18 protein-coding genes are annotated in these 18,842 nt (G+C 67.8%); 12 read left to right on the top strand and 6 right to left on the bottom strand.

Annotated elements, in window-relative coordinates:
* Positions 1 to 74: 74 nt before the first annotated feature.
* The gene (locus OG921_RS17640) at positions 75 to 851 is read right to left on the bottom strand and encodes a hypothetical protein (protein WP_266113794.1); all 777 of its coding nucleotides are present in this window, start codon (positions 849 to 851) and stop codon (positions 75 to 77) included.
* A 135-nt stretch (positions 852 to 986) separates the two neighbouring features.
* On the opposite strand from OG921_RS17640, the gene OG921_RS17635 reads away from it, so the two are divergent.
* Positions 987 to 1,556 carry a pullulanase gene (locus OG921_RS17635; RefSeq protein ID WP_266113793.1) on the top strand — a complete coding sequence of 190 codons (570 nt, stop codon included), beginning with the start codon at positions 987 to 989 and terminating at the stop codon, positions 1,554 to 1,556.
* Positions 1,557 to 1,581: 25 nt separating this feature from the next.
* Here OG921_RS17635 and OG921_RS17630 read toward each other — a convergent pair whose 3' ends face one another.
* Together OG921_RS17630 and OG921_RS17625 are read right to left on the bottom strand one after the other, a co-directional pair.
* Entirely contained in the window at positions 1,582 to 2,871 is a 1,290-nt protein-coding gene (locus OG921_RS17630) for a hypothetical protein (RefSeq protein ID WP_266113792.1), read from the bottom strand.
* 15 nt (positions 2,872 to 2,886) lie between these two features.
* Entirely contained in the window at positions 2,887 to 3,825 is a 939-nt protein-coding gene (locus tag OG921_RS17625) for an NAD-dependent epimerase/dehydratase family protein (protein ID WP_266113791.1), read from the bottom strand.
* Between the two features lie 131 nt (positions 3,826 to 3,956).
* Here OG921_RS17625 and OG921_RS17620 point away from each other — a divergent pair, with 131 nt between their 5' ends.
* Genes OG921_RS17620 through adhP form a run of 3 tightly spaced genes read left to right on the top strand, consistent with a single transcriptional unit; the run spans position 3,957 to position 6,374 of the window.
* A complete protein-coding gene (locus OG921_RS17620; protein WP_266113790.1) occupies positions 3,957 to 4,652 on the top strand; it encodes a TetR/AcrR family transcriptional regulator in 696 nt (231 codons plus the stop codon).
* 56 nt (positions 4,653 to 4,708) lie between these two features.
* Positions 4,709 to 5,347 (top strand): YqgE/AlgH family protein, encoded by a 639-nt coding sequence (locus OG921_RS17615; protein WP_266113789.1) that lies wholly within the window; start codon positions 4,709 to 4,711, stop codon positions 5,345 to 5,347.
* A 4-nt stretch (positions 5,348 to 5,351) separates the two neighbouring features.
* Entirely contained in the window at positions 5,352 to 6,374 is a 1,023-nt protein-coding gene (adhP, locus tag OG921_RS17610; protein WP_266113788.1) for an alcohol dehydrogenase AdhP, read from the top strand.
* Between the two features lie 13 nt (positions 6,375 to 6,387).
* Here the strand turns inward: adhP and OG921_RS17605 are convergent, their stop codons facing one another.
* A complete protein-coding gene (locus OG921_RS17605; protein ID WP_266113786.1) occupies positions 6,388 to 7,755 on the bottom strand; it encodes a glutamate decarboxylase in 1,368 nt (455 codons plus the stop codon).
* A 184-nt stretch (positions 7,756 to 7,939) separates the two neighbouring features.
* On the opposite strand from OG921_RS17605, the gene OG921_RS17600 reads away from it, so the two are divergent.
* The 6 genes from OG921_RS17600 (at position 7,940) to OG921_RS17575 (ending at position 13,867) form a co-directional block, all read left to right on the top strand.
* The gene (locus OG921_RS17600; protein ID WP_266113785.1) at positions 7,940 to 8,446 is read left to right on the top strand and encodes a sigma-70 family RNA polymerase sigma factor; all 507 of its coding nucleotides are present in this window, start codon (positions 7,940 to 7,942) and stop codon (positions 8,444 to 8,446) included.
* Positions 8,443 to 9,243 (top strand): anti-sigma factor, encoded by an 801-nt coding sequence (locus OG921_RS17595; protein ID WP_266113784.1) that lies wholly within the window; start codon positions 8,443 to 8,445, stop codon positions 9,241 to 9,243. Before OG921_RS17600 ends, OG921_RS17595 begins: the two co-directional genes overlap by 4 nt.
* Before the next feature lie 117 nt (positions 9,244 to 9,360).
* The gene (locus OG921_RS17590; RefSeq protein WP_266113783.1) at positions 9,361 to 11,064 is read left to right on the top strand and encodes a thiamine pyrophosphate-binding protein; all 1,704 of its coding nucleotides are present in this window, start codon (positions 9,361 to 9,363) and stop codon (positions 11,062 to 11,064) included.
* Positions 11,065 to 11,109: 45 nt separating this feature from the next.
* Positions 11,110 to 11,769 (top strand): SRPBCC family protein, encoded by a 660-nt coding sequence (locus OG921_RS17585; RefSeq protein WP_266113782.1) that lies wholly within the window; start codon positions 11,110 to 11,112, stop codon positions 11,767 to 11,769.
* Positions 11,770 to 11,795: 26 nt separating this feature from the next.
* A complete protein-coding gene (locus tag OG921_RS17580; RefSeq protein ID WP_266113947.1) occupies positions 11,796 to 12,830 on the top strand; it encodes a 3-oxoacyl-ACP synthase III family protein in 1,035 nt (344 codons plus the stop codon).
* Entirely contained in the window at positions 12,827 to 13,867 is a 1,041-nt protein-coding gene (locus tag OG921_RS17575; RefSeq protein WP_266113781.1) for an aminotransferase class I/II-fold pyridoxal phosphate-dependent enzyme, read from the top strand. The genes OG921_RS17580 and OG921_RS17575 overlap by 4 nt, the downstream gene beginning before the upstream one ends.
* Before the next feature lie 21 nt (positions 13,868 to 13,888).
* Here the strand turns inward: OG921_RS17575 and OG921_RS17570 are convergent, their stop codons facing one another.
* The gene (locus OG921_RS17570) at positions 13,889 to 14,848 is read right to left on the bottom strand and encodes a DUF1648 domain-containing protein (RefSeq protein WP_266113780.1); all 960 of its coding nucleotides are present in this window, start codon (positions 14,846 to 14,848) and stop codon (positions 13,889 to 13,891) included.
* 68 nt (positions 14,849 to 14,916) lie between these two features.
* The gene (locus OG921_RS17565; protein WP_266113779.1) at positions 14,917 to 15,321 is read right to left on the bottom strand and encodes an SdpI family protein; all 405 of its coding nucleotides are present in this window, start codon (positions 15,319 to 15,321) and stop codon (positions 14,917 to 14,919) included.
* Positions 15,322 to 15,460: 139 nt separating this feature from the next.
* Here OG921_RS17565 and leuS point away from each other — a divergent pair, with 139 nt between their 5' ends.
* Both leuS and OG921_RS17555 read left to right on the top strand, forming a co-directional pair.
* Positions 15,461 to 18,298 carry a leucine--tRNA ligase gene (gene leuS / locus OG921_RS17560; protein WP_266113778.1) on the top strand — a complete coding sequence of 946 codons (2,838 nt, stop codon included), beginning with the start codon at positions 15,461 to 15,463 and terminating at the stop codon, positions 18,296 to 18,298.
* A gap of 67 nt (positions 18,299 to 18,365) precedes the next feature.
* The gene (locus tag OG921_RS17555; protein ID WP_266113777.1) at positions 18,366 to 18,737 is read left to right on the top strand and encodes a nuclear transport factor 2 family protein; all 372 of its coding nucleotides are present in this window, start codon (positions 18,366 to 18,368) and stop codon (positions 18,735 to 18,737) included.
* Positions 18,738 to 18,842: the final 105 nt, after the last annotated feature.

The following is an 18,842-nucleotide window of genomic DNA, read 5'->3' as shown; positions in this document are numbered from 1 at the left end:
CGGATCGACCGGATGGTGGGGCTGATCGAGCTCGCGGTCGGCCCGCTGCTCGCCGTCGAGTCCGGGGTGCCGCGCTACCAGATGGCCAGGCCGGTTCCCGCGGCAATCGCGTTGCGTACCTGCGCGAGGTCGACAGTGCCCGACAGCGACGCCAGGTCGAGGGTGAAACGCACGGTGTCGCCGATCCGGATTGCCCGCACGACCCGGCCGTCGTTCGGCAGTGCAGGCAGCGGCATCGTCCGGGCGGTGAGCAGCGCCGACGGAATCGTCAGCCCCATCCAGGTCGCACGCTTGACTCCGATTCGGAGCAGATCGTTGCGCACGGACGCATCGACGAGCGCGACGAGCCGACGGCGGGTGTGCTCGGCGCGGATCAACCCGGAGTCGTCGACGCTGAGCCTCCATTGCAAACCGTGCCCGTTGAGTCCCGCGATCAGCTCGGCGAGCGGTATTTCGCCGTCGAGGTCGACCTGTTCGGTCTCGAATCGGGTGGCCAGGCTGGGAATGAGCCGAATACCGTGCGCGGTCATGGTGAGGCTGGTGAAGGCGTAGCCGTTCCAGTCCACCGCGGTGAGGTCGGTGTCCGCGCGAAACGATGCCCCGGTGCGCTTGACCCGCAGTGAATCCAGCTGCGCGGACACCGGTTGCCCACGCAGCATCAGGTCGATGCGATGACCGCCGAACCGCCGTGCCACGCCCTCGGAAAGGACGCTGACCAGTACGTCCGGCAACAATGCGGTAGCCGCTCCGGCGCCCAGGGTGGCGACCGGATCGGCCCATTCGGCAGTCTTGGCGAACCATTGGTCCAGCCAGGACCGGCCAAGTCCGGGGGCCTTCACGGCCGCGGACATCGATACGAAGTACCAGTCATGATCGGTGACGACCTTACTTGCCGGGCGGCCCGACGGTGCTTGCGGCCGGACACGTGTCGATTACGAGCGGGTGAATCTCGGAACCGGTGCCGGTGGCACCGCGTCTACCCCGTTATGGAGCTCGAGTACTCGTTCGGCACGGGCGCGGCCGATCCGGTGGCCTGGTTGTCGCCGGTGGATATCGATCTTGGCGAACCCGGCGGGCCGGACGCCGTCGTCGTGGACTTCGACGGTGACGGCCATCGCGACGACGCCATGTGGGACTCGGACGGTGACGGTGTCGCCGATATCGCTGCGCTCGACCTCGACGACGACGGCACCGTGGAACGATATTTCGCGGATTCGGACGGCTCCGGCGTCTGGGGGCACGAGGTGACTGCCCCCGGCTCGGCTCATCCGCATCCGGAGCGGGTCGGACCGGCGCGGGCCGGTACCGAGCGAACCGACGCCGTGTCGCATGAAAACGTCTTTGTCCCAGTCGATTTCGATTCCGACGGTGCGTCCGACGATGCCGTGCTCGATGTCGATCATGACGGCTGCTCCGACGGTGTGCTGATCGGTGCGACCGAGCACGCGGGGTATGCCGCGCTACTGGTGTCACCGACCGTGGCAGTAGTGGACAGGGATGGCGACGGACGGCTCGACGGGGTCGGTCGGCCGGACGAGCCGGGTCTGCTCGGCTGAGCCGAACCGGTTCATCCCACCGGTTTCATCCGGGGGTGCTGCGGCGCGCGTTGAGCGGAATGGCGACGAGTGCGGCGAGGTAGAAGCCGGCTGCCGCGAGGGCAACGCCGCGAGCCCGACCGTCGTCGGGCACGACGAGCGCGGCGCCCGCAAGAGCCGCGACGAAGGCAACGTTGAAGATCGTGTCCTGCAGCGCAAACACCTGTCCCCGTTGCTCATCGGCGATATCGAGCTGCATTGCCGCGTCGCCGGTCAGCTTGATCGTCTGACCGGCCAGGCCCAGGAGCAGGGCCCCGGCAAGCAATGCGGGTTCCGACAGTCGCGCGACGAGCAGAATCTGCACCACGGTTGCCCCGGCCAGCGCCATGCGCACCAACGATGTCCGGCCGGACCTCGGCAGCACCAGTGGCACCAGGACCGCGGCACCGAGCATCCCGACGCCCGCCGCCGCGATCGCCGCGCCGAAGCCGGTCAACCCGGTCGTCACGCCCCCGCCTGTCACATTCGCGGTCGACCGCAGCACCAGGACCATCAGGAGCGTGTCGACGCCGAACACCATTCGGTGCGCGAGGATGCCGATCATCGGGGTGGTCACTCCCGGGGTCCGCCACACCGCGCCGACCCCGCCACGCAGCCCGCCGGCCACAGCCCGCAGGGCACCGCGGACCGTGGCCCGCTCGTCTGCGTTGCCCGCGCCGAGCGATCGCGCGGGGAAGCGTTTCGCGGCGACCGCGCCGACCACCGAGCCGACGGTGCTGCACAGGACCGCGACGGCGGCCGCGCTATCGTCGGTGCCGAGTAGCGCGAGCAGTAGCACGCTTACCCCGGCGCCGAGGGCAGCGAAAGCCGTTGCCGTGGTGGCAAATACGGAGTTGGTCGGGACCAGCCAGCCGAGCGGAACGACATGCGGTAGCGCCGCCGACACCCCGGCGAGCACGAATCGACTGACTCCGACGACCGCGAGCGCCAGCACGAGCAGGACTCCCGACCCGCCGCCGGTGAACAGCCAGATCGCCGTGCCGACGATCAGCACCAGCCGCACCAGGTTGGCCCAGAACAGCACCGCACGGCGATCCCAGCGGTCGAGCAGCGCGCCGGCGAACGGCCCGAGCATCGAGTAGGGCAGCAGCAGCACCGCGAATCCGGCCGCGATCGCGAACGGATCGGTTTCCCGTTCCGGGTTGAACAGGATCGCGCCGCTGAGGGCGGCCTGGAACAGTCCGTCGCCGAACTGGCCGGCGAAGCGGATGGTGGACAGCTTGCCGAGCCCGGGATTCGCCGCGATCGCGGTGGCGATCGTCCGACGCGCTGTCACACCGCAGACGCTAGTTCACGCTGCTCTGGCGACCTGCTGCCACCACTGCACAGTTTCGGCGGCGGCATCGGCAAGCGGGGTCGGTGCGAGACCGAGCAAGCGTTCGCTGTGCGTCGTGTCGAGTACGAACGGATGCGCAAATTGGTAAGCGGTTTCGGCGAGTTCGCGGGTTTCGCCGTGCACCAACCCGACCGCCTCGAGTGCCCACGCCGGGATCGCCGAACTCTTCGGGGCGGTCACGCCGGCGGCGTCGGCGAAGGTTGCGATCAGCTGCCGCTGGGTAACGGCAGGTGCGGTGGGGGCAAGCAGGAAGCTGTTCCACAGCTCGCGAAAGGCTGCGGCGGCAATCATCGCGGCGGCCAGGTCTGGCACGTAGGTGAACGAATGCGGTTGATCGAGGCTGCCGATCACGCGCATGGTCTTGCCGTCGAGGATGGTCGGCACCATCCGCTCACCCGCATGCGCGCCGCGCACCCGTGGGCCGAAGAAATCCGAGGCGGCGACGCTCACCGTCGGCGTGGCGGAGGCCTCCCGCGCGCGCAGCAGTTCGGCACGGACACCGAGCTTTCCGGTGCTCGCGGTGCGCGGGGTCGCTTCTGTCATCGGTCCGTCGACCTTGCCGAAGGAGTACAGGCTCTCCGGGAAGACGACGACCGCGCCGATGCGTCCGGCGGCTGCGAGCACCGTCTGTTCGGTGGCGGGCAACTCGGCGCGCCAGGCCTTCGCCGAGTAGGCCGACCCATGCGTGCAGTGATAGACCGCGACGGAGTCCTCGAGCGCGGGCGCCAGCGCCGCCGGGTCGGCGACATCGACACGCATGCGCTCGACGAGCGGGTGGTCGGGTCCGCTGCCCGAGCGAGTCAGCACGCGCACCCGATGCCCGCGCTCGGCGAGCTGTTCGGCGACGGTCCAGCCGACCGGTCCGGCTCCGGTGACGGTGTGCAGTTCTGTCATGGTGTCCTCCTCGAAACGAAATGTGAGCACTGCTCTCGGTTGGGTCTCAGCTTGCGCGCGGCGACCGCCGTTGTCAAGAGCACTGCTCACTTTTGTTGACAGTGCTCTCCAACGCAGGGATGCTGACCTCCATGACCGAGACACCGCGCGATCGAGCGCGCGCGCAGACGATGGCCGATATCAGTCGGATCGGGCGCGCTCACCTGGCCGAACATGGCGCGGCGGGGCTCTCGCTCCGGGCAGTCGCACGGGATCTGGGCGTCGTGTCGTCGGCGGTTTATCGCTATGTGCGCAGCCGGGACGAGCTGCTGACACTGCTGGTGGTCGACGGATACAACGAGCTCGGCGACGAGGTGGATGCCGCACTGGCCACCATGCCGGAGCACGAGTTCGGGGCCCAATTCCGCGCGGTCGGCCGGACGGTGCGCGACTGGGCGCTGCGTGAACCGGCTCGGTATGCGCTGCTCTTCGGTAGCCCGGTGCCCGGGTACGCCGCGCCGCCGGAACAGACTACCGGCCCGGGCACCCGGGTCATCGTCGCGTTGGTCGGGATCTACGACCGGGCGTGGCGGGCAGGTGCTGTGCAGCTACCTGCCGACGCGCACGCGCCGGCCACACTGGCCGCGAGCCTGGACCGGATCCGCGTCGACCTCGACATCACCGCGCCCGACGAAATGATCACCCGCGGCGTGTTCGCCTGGTCGGCGATTTTCGGCGCAGTGAGCTTCGATGTCTTCGGGCAGTACGGTCCGGGCACCTTCGACGACACCGCAGCGTTGTTCGAACATCACCTCGATGTCCTGGTGCGCGCCCTCGGTATTGGCTGACGATTCCGCGAGCGTCTTCGTGCACGAACCCGGGTCAACGGTGCCATTATGAATCCGTGGCACATGCGGAAGAACCCGAAGATCGCACCGCCCGAGGCGAACGTTGGGACCGCGGTGAGGGGTTGACGGCAGATCAGGCCGTCCGCCCGGGAAGCCTGCTGGTCTCGTCGGCCGAACTGGTCGAACCTTCCTTTCGACGCACCGTCGTCTACGTCATCGAACACAACGACGCCGGCAGTCTCGGTGTTGTGCTGAACCGGCCCAGCGACACCGCTGTGCGCAATGTGCTGCCGCAGTGGTCCGAGCTCGCGGCTCGTCCCAAGTCGCTGTTCGTGGGCGGCCCGGTGAAACGGGACGCGGCACTATGCCTGGCCACCATCCGGATCGGCGCCGACATCACCGACGTCCCTGGGTTGCGTCGCGTCGACGGCCGCGTCGCAATGGTCGATCTGGATTCCGACCCCGAGCAGCTCGCTCCCTACATCGTGGGTGTCCGGGTGTTCGCCGGCTATTCGGGCTGGACCCTCGGGCAGCTCGAGGGTGAACTCGAACGCGACGACTGGATCGTGTTGTCCGCCTTACCCACCGATCTGATCGGACCGCCACGGGTCGATCTCTGGGCAAACGTGCTGCGGCGTCAGCCGCTCCCCCTGGCGTTGCTCGCCACGCACCCGATCGAGGTGGAAAGGAACTAAGCGCATGCTCGCAGCTGTTGTCCATTCATTCAACGAACCACTCGTCGTCGAGGAGATTCCACGACCGACGCCGGGAACACTCGAGGCGCTGGTGCGTGTCGAATACTCCGGTGTCTGCCACACGGACCTGCACGCCGCGCATGGGGATTGGCCGGTCAAGCCGTCGCCGCCGTTCGTACCCGGCCATGAGGGGGTCGGGACGGTCACCGAGGTGGGCGACGGGGTCACCCGGCTGAAGGTTGGCGACAAGGTCGGCAACGCCTGGTTGTGGAGCGCGTGCGGTGAATGCGAGTACTGCGAGACCGGCTGGGAGACGCTCTGCGAAGCCCAGAAGAACGGCGGCTACTCGGTGGACGGATCGTTCGGGCAGTACATGCTCGTCGATTCGCGGTACGCGCCGATCATTCCCGAGGGCGTCGAGATGAGCGCGGTCGGACCGATCCTGTGTGCGGGCGTGACGGTCTACAAGGGCCTGAAGGTGACCGACACCAAACCCGGCGAGTGGGTGCTCATTTCCGGGATCGGCGGTCTCGGCCACATTGCCGTGCAATACGGGATCGCGATGGGCCGGCGGGTCGCCGCGATCGACGTCGATGACGCCAAACTCGACCTCGCCGCCAAGCACGGTGCGGAGGTGACGGTGAACGCAGCCACCTCTGCCGACCCGGCGGCGGAACTGAAGGAGAAGACCGGCGGCGGAGTGCACGGTGCGCTCGTGACGGCGGTCAACGCGCACGCCTTCCCGCAGGCGGTGGGAGGGCTGCGGCGCGGCGGCACGGTGTCGCTGGTCGGTCTGCCGCCCGAGCATTTCCCGCTCGACATCTTCACCACGGTGTTGTTCGGTCTCACGGTTCGCGGCTCGATTGTCGGCACCCGCAAGGACATGACCGAGGCGCTGGATTTCTATGCGCGCGGGAAGATTTCGCCGACCTACAGCACCCGCCGACTCCACGAGATCAACGACATCTTCGGGGAGATGGAAAAGGGGCAGATCGACGGTCGCGTTGTCCTCGACATGGCGAAGTAGCGCGCGAAGACTATTAGTGGGCGAAGGCCTGGGCCGACGAATGCCCACCCTCACCCTTGCGCAGCGCCGCGAGTGAGTCGGCGAATGCCTCGCACAGCAGCCGGCCGAGGTCGGCGCTGAATCCTTCGCGCACGACGATCCGCAGCACCGCGACATCGGTCGCGTTTTCGGGCATCGTGTACGCGGGAACCTGCCAGTCCCGGGCCCGCAGTTCGTGCGAGACGTCGAACACCGTGAAGCCGGTCCCCTCGCGCAAGGCCAGCGAGATCACCGGAATCGCGGAGCCGTCCGTGATCACCTCGATCTCCGGAATCTCGGCGAGCGCGCCACTGATCCGGACGGCGGTGTCGCGCAAGGCTTCCATGATCGCGGTGTAGCCGCCGCGCCCGAGCCGGAGGAAGTTGTAGTACTGACCGACCACCTGATTGCCCGGCCGGGAGAAGTTGAGCGTGAACGTCGGCATGTCGCCGCCGAGATAGTTCACCCGGAACACCAGTTCTTCCGGGAGTTGCTCCTTGTCCCGCCACACCACGAAACCGATTCCGGGATAGGTCAGCCCGTATTTGTGCCCGCTGACATTGATCGAGGCGACGCGAGGCAGCCGGAAATCCCATTCGAGTTCGGGATTCAGGAACGGCACCACGAACCCACCGCTGGCTGCGTCCACATGTACCGGTACATCCGGACCGCCGCTCGCGGCGAGCTCGTCCAGCGTTGCGGCGACCTCCGCGACCGGCTCGAGCTCGCCGGTGAAGGTGGTACCGAGGATCGCGACCACGCCAATGGTGTTCTCGTCCACCGCATCCCGCACCTGCTCCGGGGTGATCGAGTAGCGGCCCTTCGCCATCGGCAGATAGCGCGGCTCCACCTCGAAGTAGCGGCAGAATTTCTCCCACACCACCTGAACATTGCTGCCCAGCACCAGATTCGGCGTACCCGAACCGGCGCCGCGGGCACGCCAACGCCACTTCAACGCGAGTCCGGCGAGCATGACCGCCTCGCTCGAACCGATCGTGGAAACCCCGGTCGCCGAGTTCGGATCGACCGGGTCGAGCCCGGGGGCGTTGAACAGGTCGGCCACCATGTTCACGCAGCGGGACTCGATCGCCGCGGTCGCGGGGTACTCGTCCTTGTCGATCATGTTCTTGTCGAACGTCTCGGCCATCAGCTTTTCGGCGTGCCGGTCCATCCACGTGGTGACGAAGGTGGCGAGGTTCAGCCTCGAACTCCCGTCCAGCATCAGTTCGTCGTGAATGAACTGATAGGCCTGATCGGGATCCATCTCCGACTCCGGTAGCCGCAACGCCGGCACCGGATTTGTCGCGAGCCTGCCCGTGTAGGCAGGAGCCAGAACACCGTCGGGATGCACGAGTCGTTTCACGAGGTAGAGGCTAGCCCGCCCCGCCCGATGGTGCGTGGCGATCCGTCGAGTTGCCGACGCTTGTTCACCCGGCGCACCCGCAGGTAGTTGCGCTGTAAACATTCCGCGGCCCGCGCACCATTACTCCAGTAGAGGCAGGTGAACCGTCCCATCGCGTGTCTCGTTGACGAGTTGGAGGTGAACGGTGCGCACGGACGATGCCGGTCTTTTACAGGCCTTGTACGACCAGCACGCTTCGGTGTTGTGGCGCTATACCTTCAGCTTGGTCGGAGATGCCGGACGTGCGGAGGACATCGTGCAGGAGACACTGCTGCGGGCCTGGCAGCACCCGACGGTGCTGGACCAGTCGAGTGGATCGGCGCGCGGGTGGCTGTTCACCGTCGCCCGCAATCTCGCCTTCGACGAACATCGCAGCGCACGCAGCCGCCGCGAGATCCGGATGGACGCGCCGCCCGAGCAGCCGAGCGCCGACCAGACCGAGCGCGCCGTGGACACCTGGGTGGTCTCCGACGCGCTCGCCACGCTGACCCAGGACCACCGCGACGTGATCGTGCGGTCGTACTACGGCGGGCTCTCCACGGCGCAGATTGCGACCCAGCTCGATATTCCCGAGGGCACCGTGAAGTCCCGGATGCACTACGGAATGCGCGCATTGCGGGCCACGCTGCAGGAGATGGGAGTGTCGAAATGAGACGCGGTGCAGATGGGTTCGGCATCGACGCCGATACCTCATCGACAGGCTCCGATGAATTCGCGACTTGGGACGCGGCGTATGTGCTCGGCGCGCTGACACCGGCCGACCGCCGCCGCTACGAGGGGCATCTGGATGACTGCCCTGCGTGCCGCGCCGCGGTGGGCGAACTGGCCGGACTGCCGGGCATGCTGGCCTTGGTGCCGCGGCAGACGGCGCTCGAAATGCTCGACGACGCCTCGAGTGGCCCGGCAGTGGGCACTACCCCCACCGTGGCCACGGCGCGCAGCACACCTCCGCCGCCGGATGCCTTGATGCACGATCTGGTGGGCCGGACGCGCCGGGAGCGTCGCCGGCGCCGCATGATCGCGATCGGGACCGCGGTCGCGGCCGCCGCCGCCGCGGTGGCCATCGCCGTTCCGCTGGTCGTGGCCGGGAACTCCGAGGACAGTCCGACCGGGACCGCCACGCAACCGGAGGTGGTCGCCTCGCGCACGATGGATCCGCTGGTGTCCACCCCGCTTTCGGCCAACGTCGACCTCATCGACGACGGCGCCGGGGGTTCGCAGGTCAACATGGAATGCCGGTACGCCCCGGGCGGCACGTCGTACACCGGCGAGTACTCGATGTGGATCACCACCAATAGCGGCGTCCAGTCCCATCTGGCCACCTGGACCGCCCAACCCGGCGACGTGATCGAGGCCAGTGCGGCCGTCGACGTGCCGCCCGCCGACATCCAGCAGGTCGACATCCGTGCGACCACCACAAACCAGGTGCTGCTGTCCACCGTCCTGTGAGGACGGCCCGACGGCCGATAAGTCACGCCCGGACTCCGGGCGCAGTGAACCACACCGGTCCCCGTGTCGTATCCACGGACGGGGCGAGCAGAGCCGAATTCAGTTGGAGGAGGTGCCGTGGAATCGACCACGAACAATAACCGCCCACCGCGGGTCGTGGACTATCTCGTGGCGGCGATCGCCACGCTCGGCGTCCGGCACGTCTTCGGTGTCGACGGGGCCAATATCGAGGATGTCTACGACGCGCTGTTCGACGCCGGCCTCGCCGATCCCGACAGCCCGGTAGGGGTGGTCGCCAAGCACGAGTTCGCCGCGGCGACGATGGCCGATGGGTACGCACGCAGCACCTCGGGGATCGGGGTCGTGGTCGCCACTTCGGGTGGTGGCGCGATGAATCTCGTTGCCGGACTTGCAGAGTCGTTCGCCTCCCGAGTTCCGGTGCTTGCGCTCGTCGGGCAGCCGCCGACCACGCTGGAGGGTCAGGGCGCGTTCCAGGACACCAGTGGGCGAGCGGGCACCTTCGATCTCGAGCAGACGCTCGCCACGATGACCCGGTACTGCGCGCGGGTGCATCGCCCCGGCGACATCGCCGAGCATCTCGCCCGCGCGGTGGCGGCGGCACAGCGCGGCGGACCAGCGGTCCTGTTGTTGCCCAAAGATGTTCAGCAGGCGGAATATCGTCCCAGCGCGCCGTTCCGGGCGGCGAAAGCCGCCCACCTGCACGATCTGCATGGCGTCGGCCTGGTCCGCGACACGCTCGCAGCGGGGCACCGCGCGGGCAAGGTCGTGATCATCGCCGGCGATCAAGTGGCTCGCGACGACGCACGCTCCGAGCTGCGACAGCTCGCGGCCGCGCTGGACGCCTCGGTCGGCGTGGCACCCGATGCCAAGGATGTGTACGGCCAGCACGAGCCGGGTTATCGCGGCGTGGCCGGGATCATGGGACATCCCGATCTGCACGAGGCGCTGCGGCACGCGGCGGTGTGTCTGCTCGTCGGCACCAGGATGCCGGTGACCACGCGCGGCGGCCTCGACGAACTGCTCGCCGGCACCGTGGTCACCAGCATTGGGGCCGAGCCGCCGCATATCCGATCCACCCACGCGGTCAGCACCGATCTCGCCGCCGACCTGGCGGAGCTGTCCGCCGCGCTGGCGGACGGGTCGAGCCGGGAGCCGGCCCGTCCGCCGTCAGCGCCGGAGGTGCTGGCGGTCCCGACGGCATCGGGGCCGGGGCTGCGGTACCGCGACGCCGTCGAGGCGATCGCCGCGACGCTGCCGCCGGAGGCGGACGTGTTCGCCGATGCCGGCAACACCGGTGCCGCCGTCGTGCACCATCTGCCGGTTCCGCCGGGCGGACGGTTCGTGGTGGCGCTCGGTATGGGCGGGATGGGCTACGCGTTCGGCGCCGGTATCGGTTCGGCGTTCGCCCGTAGCGCGGGCACCGGCCGGCGCACCTACGTGATCGCCGGTGACGGTGCCTTCTACATGCACGGTATGGAAATCCACACCGCGATCGAACACGACCTGCCGATCACGTTCGTCGTGTTCAACAACAACGCACACGCCATGTGCGTCACCCGCGAGCAGTTGTTCTACCGGGATCGATACAGCTTCAACAGGTTCCGGCCCACTCATATCGGTGAAGGGATTGCCGCGATGTTCCCCGACCTACCCGCCTGCACGGCCGGGACACGCGGCGAGCTCGACCGCGCGTTGCGTGCCGCCGCCGAGTCCCGCGGACCGACCTTCATCGAGGTCGATTGCGACCCCGACGAGATGCCCCCGTTCGCACCGTTTCTGGCTGTGCGCAACGCCGGCTGACCTGCACACCAACCACCAGCAACCCCGAACCCAGGAGAACCCACCGTGACCACCTCCACCGCACTACCCGCACTGACCGACATCCCCCAGGTTCTGCCCGGCGTGATCCGGATCGAGAACGCCGACAAGGACGTTGCCAAGGAGATCATCTTCGACCGGACGCGTTCGGTCTACCCACACGACCAGATGTTCGGCGAGTTCTGCCCGATCAACGCCTACATCGCCGCACCACCGCGCGAGGTGTACGAATACCTTTCGGACACAAGAAGTTTGGAGGAGTGGACCTATAGCCTGCGCGGATTCGTCGAAACCGACGAGCCGGGCCTCTGGGAGTCGTTCGACCGGGTCGGTGGACAGACCAAATGCTACTGCCGCACCGTCGCCAACCCGGACGCGATGACCGTCGACTATCACTGTGCCTGGGATCAGGGCAAGCACCTCTGGATGATCTACCTGATGCGCGTCGTCGATGCACAACTGGTGCTGAACAAGCCCGGCAGCGTGGTGACGTGGGTGAACTGCAAGCACCCGTTCTACGACGAGAACCCCTACCCGGAGACCGCTCCGCCGCAACGGCCGGTGTGGGTGGGCGACGGCTGGGATCTGTTCTACGCCGGCCATCAGATGGAGATGGACAACCTCAAGGCGATCTGCGAGTACCGCGCGGACAACGGCCTGCCGATCAAGCCCGACTGGATGAAGTGAGCGAGAGCCGAATGAACGAGACCAACATGCCCACCATCAGCCTGCTGGACGTGGCGAGCTACCTGCCCGAAAACCGCGTCCCGACGGAGTATTTCACGCAGTTTTCCCGGTCCGAGCGAATGGCGAAGAACGTCATGTTCCGCTCACCGAAGAACCGCCATCACGTCGCGCGCGACGAGACGGCGGTGGACATGGTCGAACGCGCCGCGGCGGGACTGCGCGAACGCCACGGCACCGACACCCTCGCCAACGTCGACGTGCTGCTCACGCACGTGCAGTTGCCCGACAATCCGGTGCTCGGCTGTGGACCCGAGGTCGCCCGGCGGCTCGGTATTCGGCCGGATTGGGTTGTGGACGTGCACAACAGCGGGTGCGCCTCGTTCGTGCACATGATGGCGCTCGCGCAGAAGATCCTGCAGACCACCGATGCCAAGACGGCGATGATCGCGGCGGTGCAAAATGCCGCCGGACCGTCGATGACGCAGAGCGAGATCCGCAAGCTTGCGTTCGCGCCGGTGCCGGGCGACGGCTGCGGCGTCGGTCTGCTGGTGAAGTCGGAGGACGCGCCGATCCTCGGCACGCACTGCCGCACCTATCCGGAGTACGCGGGTGACATGACCTTCGAGGGGGTCGGAGTGCCGGCGGGCGAACCGATTCGTAAATACTGGGAGCCCGGTATCGGCCAGCCCACCATCGGATTCACCGAGTCGAAGATCGCGAAGGTCTTCACCCGCGGCAACCAGCTCGTCCCGGAGGCCGGCTACGCCATGCTGAAGCAGATCGACGCGAAGAGCGGTGACGTCGACCTGCTCGTCACCAATCAGCCGAACCGGTTGTTCCTGCGGAACTGGCACGACGCGCTCGAGATCCCGGCCGAGAAGCACCCGGACACCTTCGACGAGTGCGGAAACCTGTTCGGAGCGGGCATCCCGGTGACGCTGGATACCGAGAACCGGGCGGGCCGGATCCCGAACGGTGCGCTGGTGTTGATGTCGGCGTTCGCGCATGCCGGCGATTTTGCCGGGGCCGCGGCAGTGCGATGGGGAGCCAACGCGGCATGAGCACAGGCACGTTCGACGACACTCGGCCGTACACCAAACCGGTGCAGCAACGGTACGAGCTGGGGTTGAGCGAAAACCCCTACCCGCCACTGCCACCGGTGCTCGATGAGCTGAACCGGATGATGGCGCAGGTGAATCGGTACCCGGAGTTCCTGCCCGAGCAGCTGCCGCGGGTGATCGGGAATCGGATCGGGGTCGGGCCGGAACAGATAGTGGTCGGTGGGGGCGCGACCGGAGTGGCGATGCAGATCATGCAGGCGCTGATCGGATCCGGTGAGGACATGGTGTTCGCCACCCCCACCTTCGACGGCTACCCGATCATGGCCGGGATCGCCGGGGTGCGGGCCACCACCGTCGCCCTCGACGGGTTGGGGCGCCAGGATCTGTGGGCGATGGTCCGGGCGATCGGGCCGCGGACCCGGGTCGCGGTGGTGTGTCGCCCGCACAATCCCACCGGGACGCTGGTCTCGGCAAGCGAACTGCAAGCGTTCCTTGCCGCGGTACCGCGCCGAGTGGTGGTGGTGCTCGACGAGGCCTATGTGGAGTTCCTGCACCCATCGGACACCCTCGACGTGGTCCGCCTGATCCGGCGCTACCCGAATGTGCTTGTGCTGCGTACCTTCTCGAAGGCCTATGGGCTTGCGGGCTTGCGGATCGGCTACGCGGTGGCGGCGCGGGAGCTCGCGGCCCGGATCCGGCGCTGGCAGATCCCATTCGGGATGAACGCGGCGGCGGTGGCCGCGGTGCGTGCCTCCTACGCGGCCGAGGCCGAACTGCGCGAGCGGGTCCGTGCCATCACCACCGAACGCGAACAGCTCGCCGCCACCCTGCGCAGGCTCGGTGTCGTGGTGCCCGAAAGCCACGCCAACTTCCTGTATCTGGACGGGCCAGAGATCGCACCCGCGCTGCGGCGGGCCGGGATCGTCGCGAAGAGCTATCCGAACGGGAGTGCGCGGATCGCGGTCGGCGATCCGGACGCCGGGCGTGCGGTGGTCGCGGCGCTGCTGGAGGAACAGCTCGCCGGGCCGGGCAAGTAGGACCTGCGGTGCGGCGCGCGCTCAGCCGCGCTGCTGGGCCGCAAAAGAGTTGAGTGCGCCGGCAATGGCGTCGGCACGCTCGGAGGTGATGGTCAGCGTCAGGCCGGACGCGGTGCCGATCTCCACCGCGGGCCCGGTCTTGGTGATCACGCCGTAGCGGCCGGGTCCCTTGGCCCGCAGGCCCCAGCCACCGAAATCCTTGAACGCCGCGACGTGGGTGAGCCGCGCGCCGGTGATCTCCTGGAGGTTGAGCTCGAACGAGGTCAGGCCGAAATTGCGCACCCGCACGCCGGCACCGTCCACAGTTATGTCGAAACGCAGCCCGGCCAGGATGAGCACGATGACCGGCAGCGCGATCCACAGCGGCCAGCTGGTGCCGACCGTGGCACAGGCAAGGAGCGCACACCCGATGCCGAGCGCGGCGATGACGACGAGCCCGACCACACCGAAGCCGCCGACGATCTTGATCGGTTGCGCCGGGCCGCGGGGCAACCGGGGGTCCGGCGGGTCGAGCGCGGGCACCCGGATGCGGTAGTCGCGCAGCAGGGCCGCCCCGACCGCGCCGATCGCGAATCCATTGACAATGCCGAGCGCGATCGCGGCGCTCGGTAGCTGGATGTCCTCGCCCGCGACGGCGTCGAGCTGCACCGCCAGGATCGCGACCTGCAGTGTGCTGAGCAGACCGGTCACGGTCAGGCCGGCGACCAGCATGATCCGGCGCCACGTCAGCAACGCCTGCGCGAGCGCCGAGAACGCGGAACAGCCGCCACCGACGAACACAATGGCCAGCGCGAATACCCAGCTGGAGGTCATCGGCTCCGAGTAGTCCTCGGGCCCGGCGCTGCCCCAATGCACGACGATCCGCTCCGGCAGCCGGGATTCCCACAGCAGGGTGAGCAGAAGTCCGCCGGCCGCGGCGAGCAGTGGGAGGACGAGACCGAACGCCACTCCCCAGGGATCGAAGACGCGTCGGGTGGTCACGGGTGTGCAGTCAAGCACAGCATGGACGGCTCGCCGTCGGCCACACGTTCGGTTTGGCGGATCCGGGCTCAGGACGGCTGGCAGGTGTCCTTGAGCGAGCACGCGCCGCAGGAGTTTCCGCAGGCGCCGGCGCCGGCGGAGGCGGTGATCGCCTCGGCGGCGCGATTGCCCAGTGCACTGCCGTTTCCCGCGTTGACGACGGCGCAGACCACCGCGACGACGACGCCGACGGTGGCCAGGATGCCGTCGAAGGCCAGCGCGGCACCGCCACCCACGGCGAGCAGGATGCCCGCGGTGATGGTGGTCGGGGCGGCAATCCGGTTCGCAGCCCGGAAGGCTTCCTCGCTGCGCATGGTGTGCGGCGTGCGGATGCCGACCCAGCGGTTCCGCGGTAGCCGTCCGATCAGGGCCGCGACACCGCATCCGATGGCGGCGACGGACAGGATGAACAAGACAACTGCGACGACGAGCACCGAACCAGGATACGGGGCGCCGCGCAGGCGGCCGAATCGCAGGTGACCATATCGGGTGCAGGTCACACCGCCCCGCCGCCTACCCTGGATACACGAAACTCCCCGCCGAGCAGAGAGACGCGTCGTGCCGAATCCCGAGATGCCCGACTCCACCGTTGTGAGTGACGAGCCGCAGCATCGCTACAACGCGCAACTCGCCGGGCAGATCGAACGCCGGTGGCAGGAGCGCTGGCGCGAGCGCGGGACGTTCGAGGCGCCCAACCCGGTGGGTCCGCTCGCTCCCGCGGACCCGGCTGAAGTACCAGCCGACAAGCTGTTCGTGCAGGACATGTTCCCCTATCCCTCCGGTGCCGGGCTGCACGTCGGGCATCCGCTCGGCTATATCGCCACCGACGTCTTCGCCCGCTTCCATCGCATGCGCGGCCGCAACGTGCTGCACACCCTCGGCTACGACGCGTTCGGCTTGCCGGCCGAGCAGTACGCCGTGCAGACCGGCACGCACCCGCGGATCACGACCGAGGCGAATATCGCGAACATGCAGCGCCAGCTGCAGCGCCTGGGCCTCGGCCACGACCAGCGTCGCTCGGTGGCGACCACCGATCCGGACTTCTACCACTGGACGCAGTGGATCTTCCTGCAGATCTACAACGCCTGGTACGACACCGACCTGAACCGGGCCCGCCGGATCGACGAGCTCGAAGCCGAGTTCGCGGCAGGCACGCGCGCACTACCGGACGGCCGTTCGTGGGACGACCTCGCCGTCGCCGACCGTCGCGCGGTGATCGATTCGTACCGGCTTGTGCAGCAGTCGGTTTCGCTGGTCAACTGGTGCCCCGGGCTGGGCACCGTGCTGGCCAACGAGGAGGTCACCGCCGAGGGCCGCAGCGACCGCGGCAACTTCCCGGTGTTCCGCAAGCAGCTCAAGCAGTGGATGATGCGGATCACCGCCTATGCCGACCGCCTGGTCGACGATCTGGACCACCTGGACTGGCCGGAAAAGGTCAAGACCATGCAGCGCAACTGGATCGGGCGCTCGCACGGTGCGCAGGTGCGGTTCGTCGCCGACGGACACGAGGTCGAGGTGTTCACGACTCGCCCCGACACCCTGTTCGGTGCGACGTACGTCGTGCTCGCACCGGAGCACGAGTTGGTCGACCGGATCGCGGCCGCGCAGTGGCCGGCCGATGTCGATGAGCGCTGGACCTACGGCGCGCCGAGCCCGATCGAGGCAATCGCGGCTTACCGCAAGGACATTGCGGCAAAGTCCGATCTGGAGCGGCAGGAGAACAAGGAGAAGACCGGCGTCTTCCTCGGCGCGTATGCCACGAACCCGGTCAATGGCGCACAGGTCCCTGTGTTCGTCGCCGACTATGTGCTGAGCGGATACGGCACCGGCGCGATCATGGCCGTGCCGGGACACGATCAGCGCGACTGGGAGTTCGCCACCGCGTTCGGCCTACCGATCATCGAGGTCATCTCGGGCGGCGACGTCACCGAGTCGGCGTATTCGGGCGACGGGGCGCTGGTGAACTCCGGCTATCTCGACGGTCTCGGTGTCGACGCCGCCAAGGCGAAGGTGATCGAGCATCTGGAGGCCGACGGGCACGGCACCGGCACCATCCAGTACAAGCTGCGCGACTGGTTGTTCGCGCGACAGCGGTACTGGGGTGAACCGTTCCCGATCGTCTACGACGCCTCGGGTGCGCCGATCGCGCTGCCGGAAACCGAACTGCCGGTGCTGCTTCCCGATGTCGAGGAGTTCGCGCCAGTGTCGTTCGACCCGGACGACGCGGCCTCGGAGCCGTCCCCGCCGTTGGCGAAGGCGAGTGATTGGGTCGATGTCGAACTCGACCTCGGCGACGGCCTGCAGCACTACACCCGCGACACCAACGTGATGCCGCAGTGGGCGGGCAGCTGCTGGTACCAGCTGCGCTACATCGACCCGCACAATCCGGATACGTTCTGCGCCAAGGAGAACGAGGCGTATTGGATGGGGCCGCGGCCGGAGCTGCACGGACCCAACGATCCCGGTGGTCTCGACCTGTACGTCGGCGGCGTCGAGCATGCCGTGCTGCACCTGCTGTATTCGCGGTTCTGGCACAAGGTCCTGTTCGATCTGGGCTTCGTGAGTTCCTGGGAGCCGTACCGCCGGCTGTACAACCAGGGCTATATCCAGGCCTTCGCCTACACCGATTCGCGTGGCTCCTACGTGCCCGCGGAGGAGGTCGTTGAGCAGGATGGCAGGTTCTTCTACAACGGCGCCGAGGTGTTCCAGGAGTACGGCAAGATCGGCAAGTCGCTGAAGAACGCGGTGTCGCCGGACGAGATGTACGACCTGTACGGGGCGGACACGTTCCGGTTCTACGAGATGTCGATGGGTCCGCTGGATCAGTCGCGGCCGTGGGCGACCAAGGACGTTGTCGGCGCGCACCGGTTCCTGCAACGGATCTGGCGGATCGTCGTCGACGAGGAATCGGGCGCGCTGCGGGTCGGCGACGCCGAGCCGTCGGACGAGACGCTGCGCGTGCTGCACAAGACGATCGACGGCGTCACCGCGGATTACACGGCGCTGCGGGACAATACGGCCGGCGCCAAGCTGATCGAGCTGAACAATCACCTCACCAAGCAGTACCCCGACGGTGCGCCGCGGGCCGCGGTGGAACCGCTCGTGCTGATGCTCGCGCCGCTCGCCCCGCACCTTGCCGAGGAGCTGTGGGGACGACTCGGGCACACGACGTCGCTGGCGCACGGACCGTTCCCGGTCGCGGACCCGAAGTATCTCGTGGCCGACACCGTGGAGTACCCGATTCAGGTGAACGGCAAGGTGCGCAGCAAGATCACCGTCCCGGCCGACGCCACCGCAGACGAGGTGGAGGCCCTCGCTCTCGCGGACGAGAAGATCGCCGCCCTGCTCGCAGGCAAGGCGCCGCGCAAGGTGATCGTCGTGCCCGGCCGGATGGTCAACGTCGTCGCCTGATCTGCCCGCGGCCCCTTCTCGGCGAAACTGGAACGTGTTACATTTCGCCGAGAGGAGGCCCACAACCATGCCATCAGCTGACCAGATCCGCACCGTCGTCGAGCAGTACGTGAAGCTCGTAGGCGCAGGCGCAACCGAGGAAATCGTCAACCTGTACGCGCCCGATGCGGTCGTCGAAGACCCGATCGGCACCGAGCCGCGGCACGGGCACCAGGCGATTCGCGAGTTCTACCAGATCCTCGAGCCGCTCGAAAAGGAAACCGAGCTGCTGACGACCCGGATCGGTGGCAATGTCGCCGCGTTCTGGTTCCGCCTGTCCACGAAGGCCGGCGAGCAGACCATGAACCTGGCCCCGATCGACATCATGGAGTTCGACGAGGACGCCAAGATCACCAGCATGAAGGCGGTCTGGAGCGCGGAGGACTTGGAGCTGGTCTGACCGTGCAGGTCAGCGGCCCGCCGGGCCTTCGTTGTGCAGCGGTCATACGCGCGGAATCGAGTAGTGCACTACGCGCGTCATGACCGCCGCGCCGCTCTAGCGTCG

The sequence above is a fragment of the Aldersonia sp. NBC_00410 genome (genome assembly GCF_026342035.1).
Classification (GTDB): Bacteria; Actinomycetota; Actinomycetes; order Mycobacteriales; family Mycobacteriaceae; genus Aldersonia.
The sequence above is the reverse complement of the archived record's forward strand: the minus strand, read 5'-3'. Positions and strand labels throughout refer to the sequence as shown.

What these genes read in the sequence shown, in the direction of transcription:
- OG921_RS17640 (WP_266113794.1), bottom strand. Translation starts at nt 851, where the DNA reads ATGTCCGCGGCCGTGAAGGCCCCCGGACTTGGCCGGTCCTGGCTGGAC.
- OG921_RS17635 (WP_266113793.1), top strand. Translation starts at nt 987, where the DNA reads ATGGAGCTCGAGTACTCGTTCGGCACGGGCGCGGCCGATCCGGTGGCC.
- OG921_RS17625 (WP_266113791.1), bottom strand. Translation starts at nt 3,825, where the DNA reads ATGACAGAACTGCACACCGTCACCGGAGCCGGACCGGTCGGCTGGACC.
- OG921_RS17620 (WP_266113790.1), top strand. Translation starts at nt 3,957, where the DNA reads ATGACCGAGACACCGCGCGATCGAGCGCGCGCGCAGACGATGGCCGAT.
- adhP (WP_266113788.1), top strand. Translation starts at nt 5,352, where the DNA reads ATGCTCGCAGCTGTTGTCCATTCATTCAACGAACCACTCGTCGTCGAG.
- OG921_RS17595 (WP_266113784.1), top strand. Translation starts at nt 8,443, where the DNA reads ATGAGACGCGGTGCAGATGGGTTCGGCATCGACGCCGATACCTCATCG.
- OG921_RS17580 (WP_266113947.1), top strand. Translation starts at nt 11,796, where the DNA reads ATGCCCACCATCAGCCTGCTGGACGTGGCGAGCTACCTGCCCGAAAAC.
- OG921_RS17575 (WP_266113781.1), top strand. Translation starts at nt 12,827, where the DNA reads ATGAGCACAGGCACGTTCGACGACACTCGGCCGTACACCAAACCGGTG.
- leuS (WP_266113778.1), top strand. Translation starts at nt 15,461, where the DNA reads ATGCCCGACTCCACCGTTGTGAGTGACGAGCCGCAGCATCGCTACAAC.
- OG921_RS17555 (WP_266113777.1), top strand. Translation starts at nt 18,366, where the DNA reads ATGCCATCAGCTGACCAGATCCGCACCGTCGTCGAGCAGTACGTGAAG.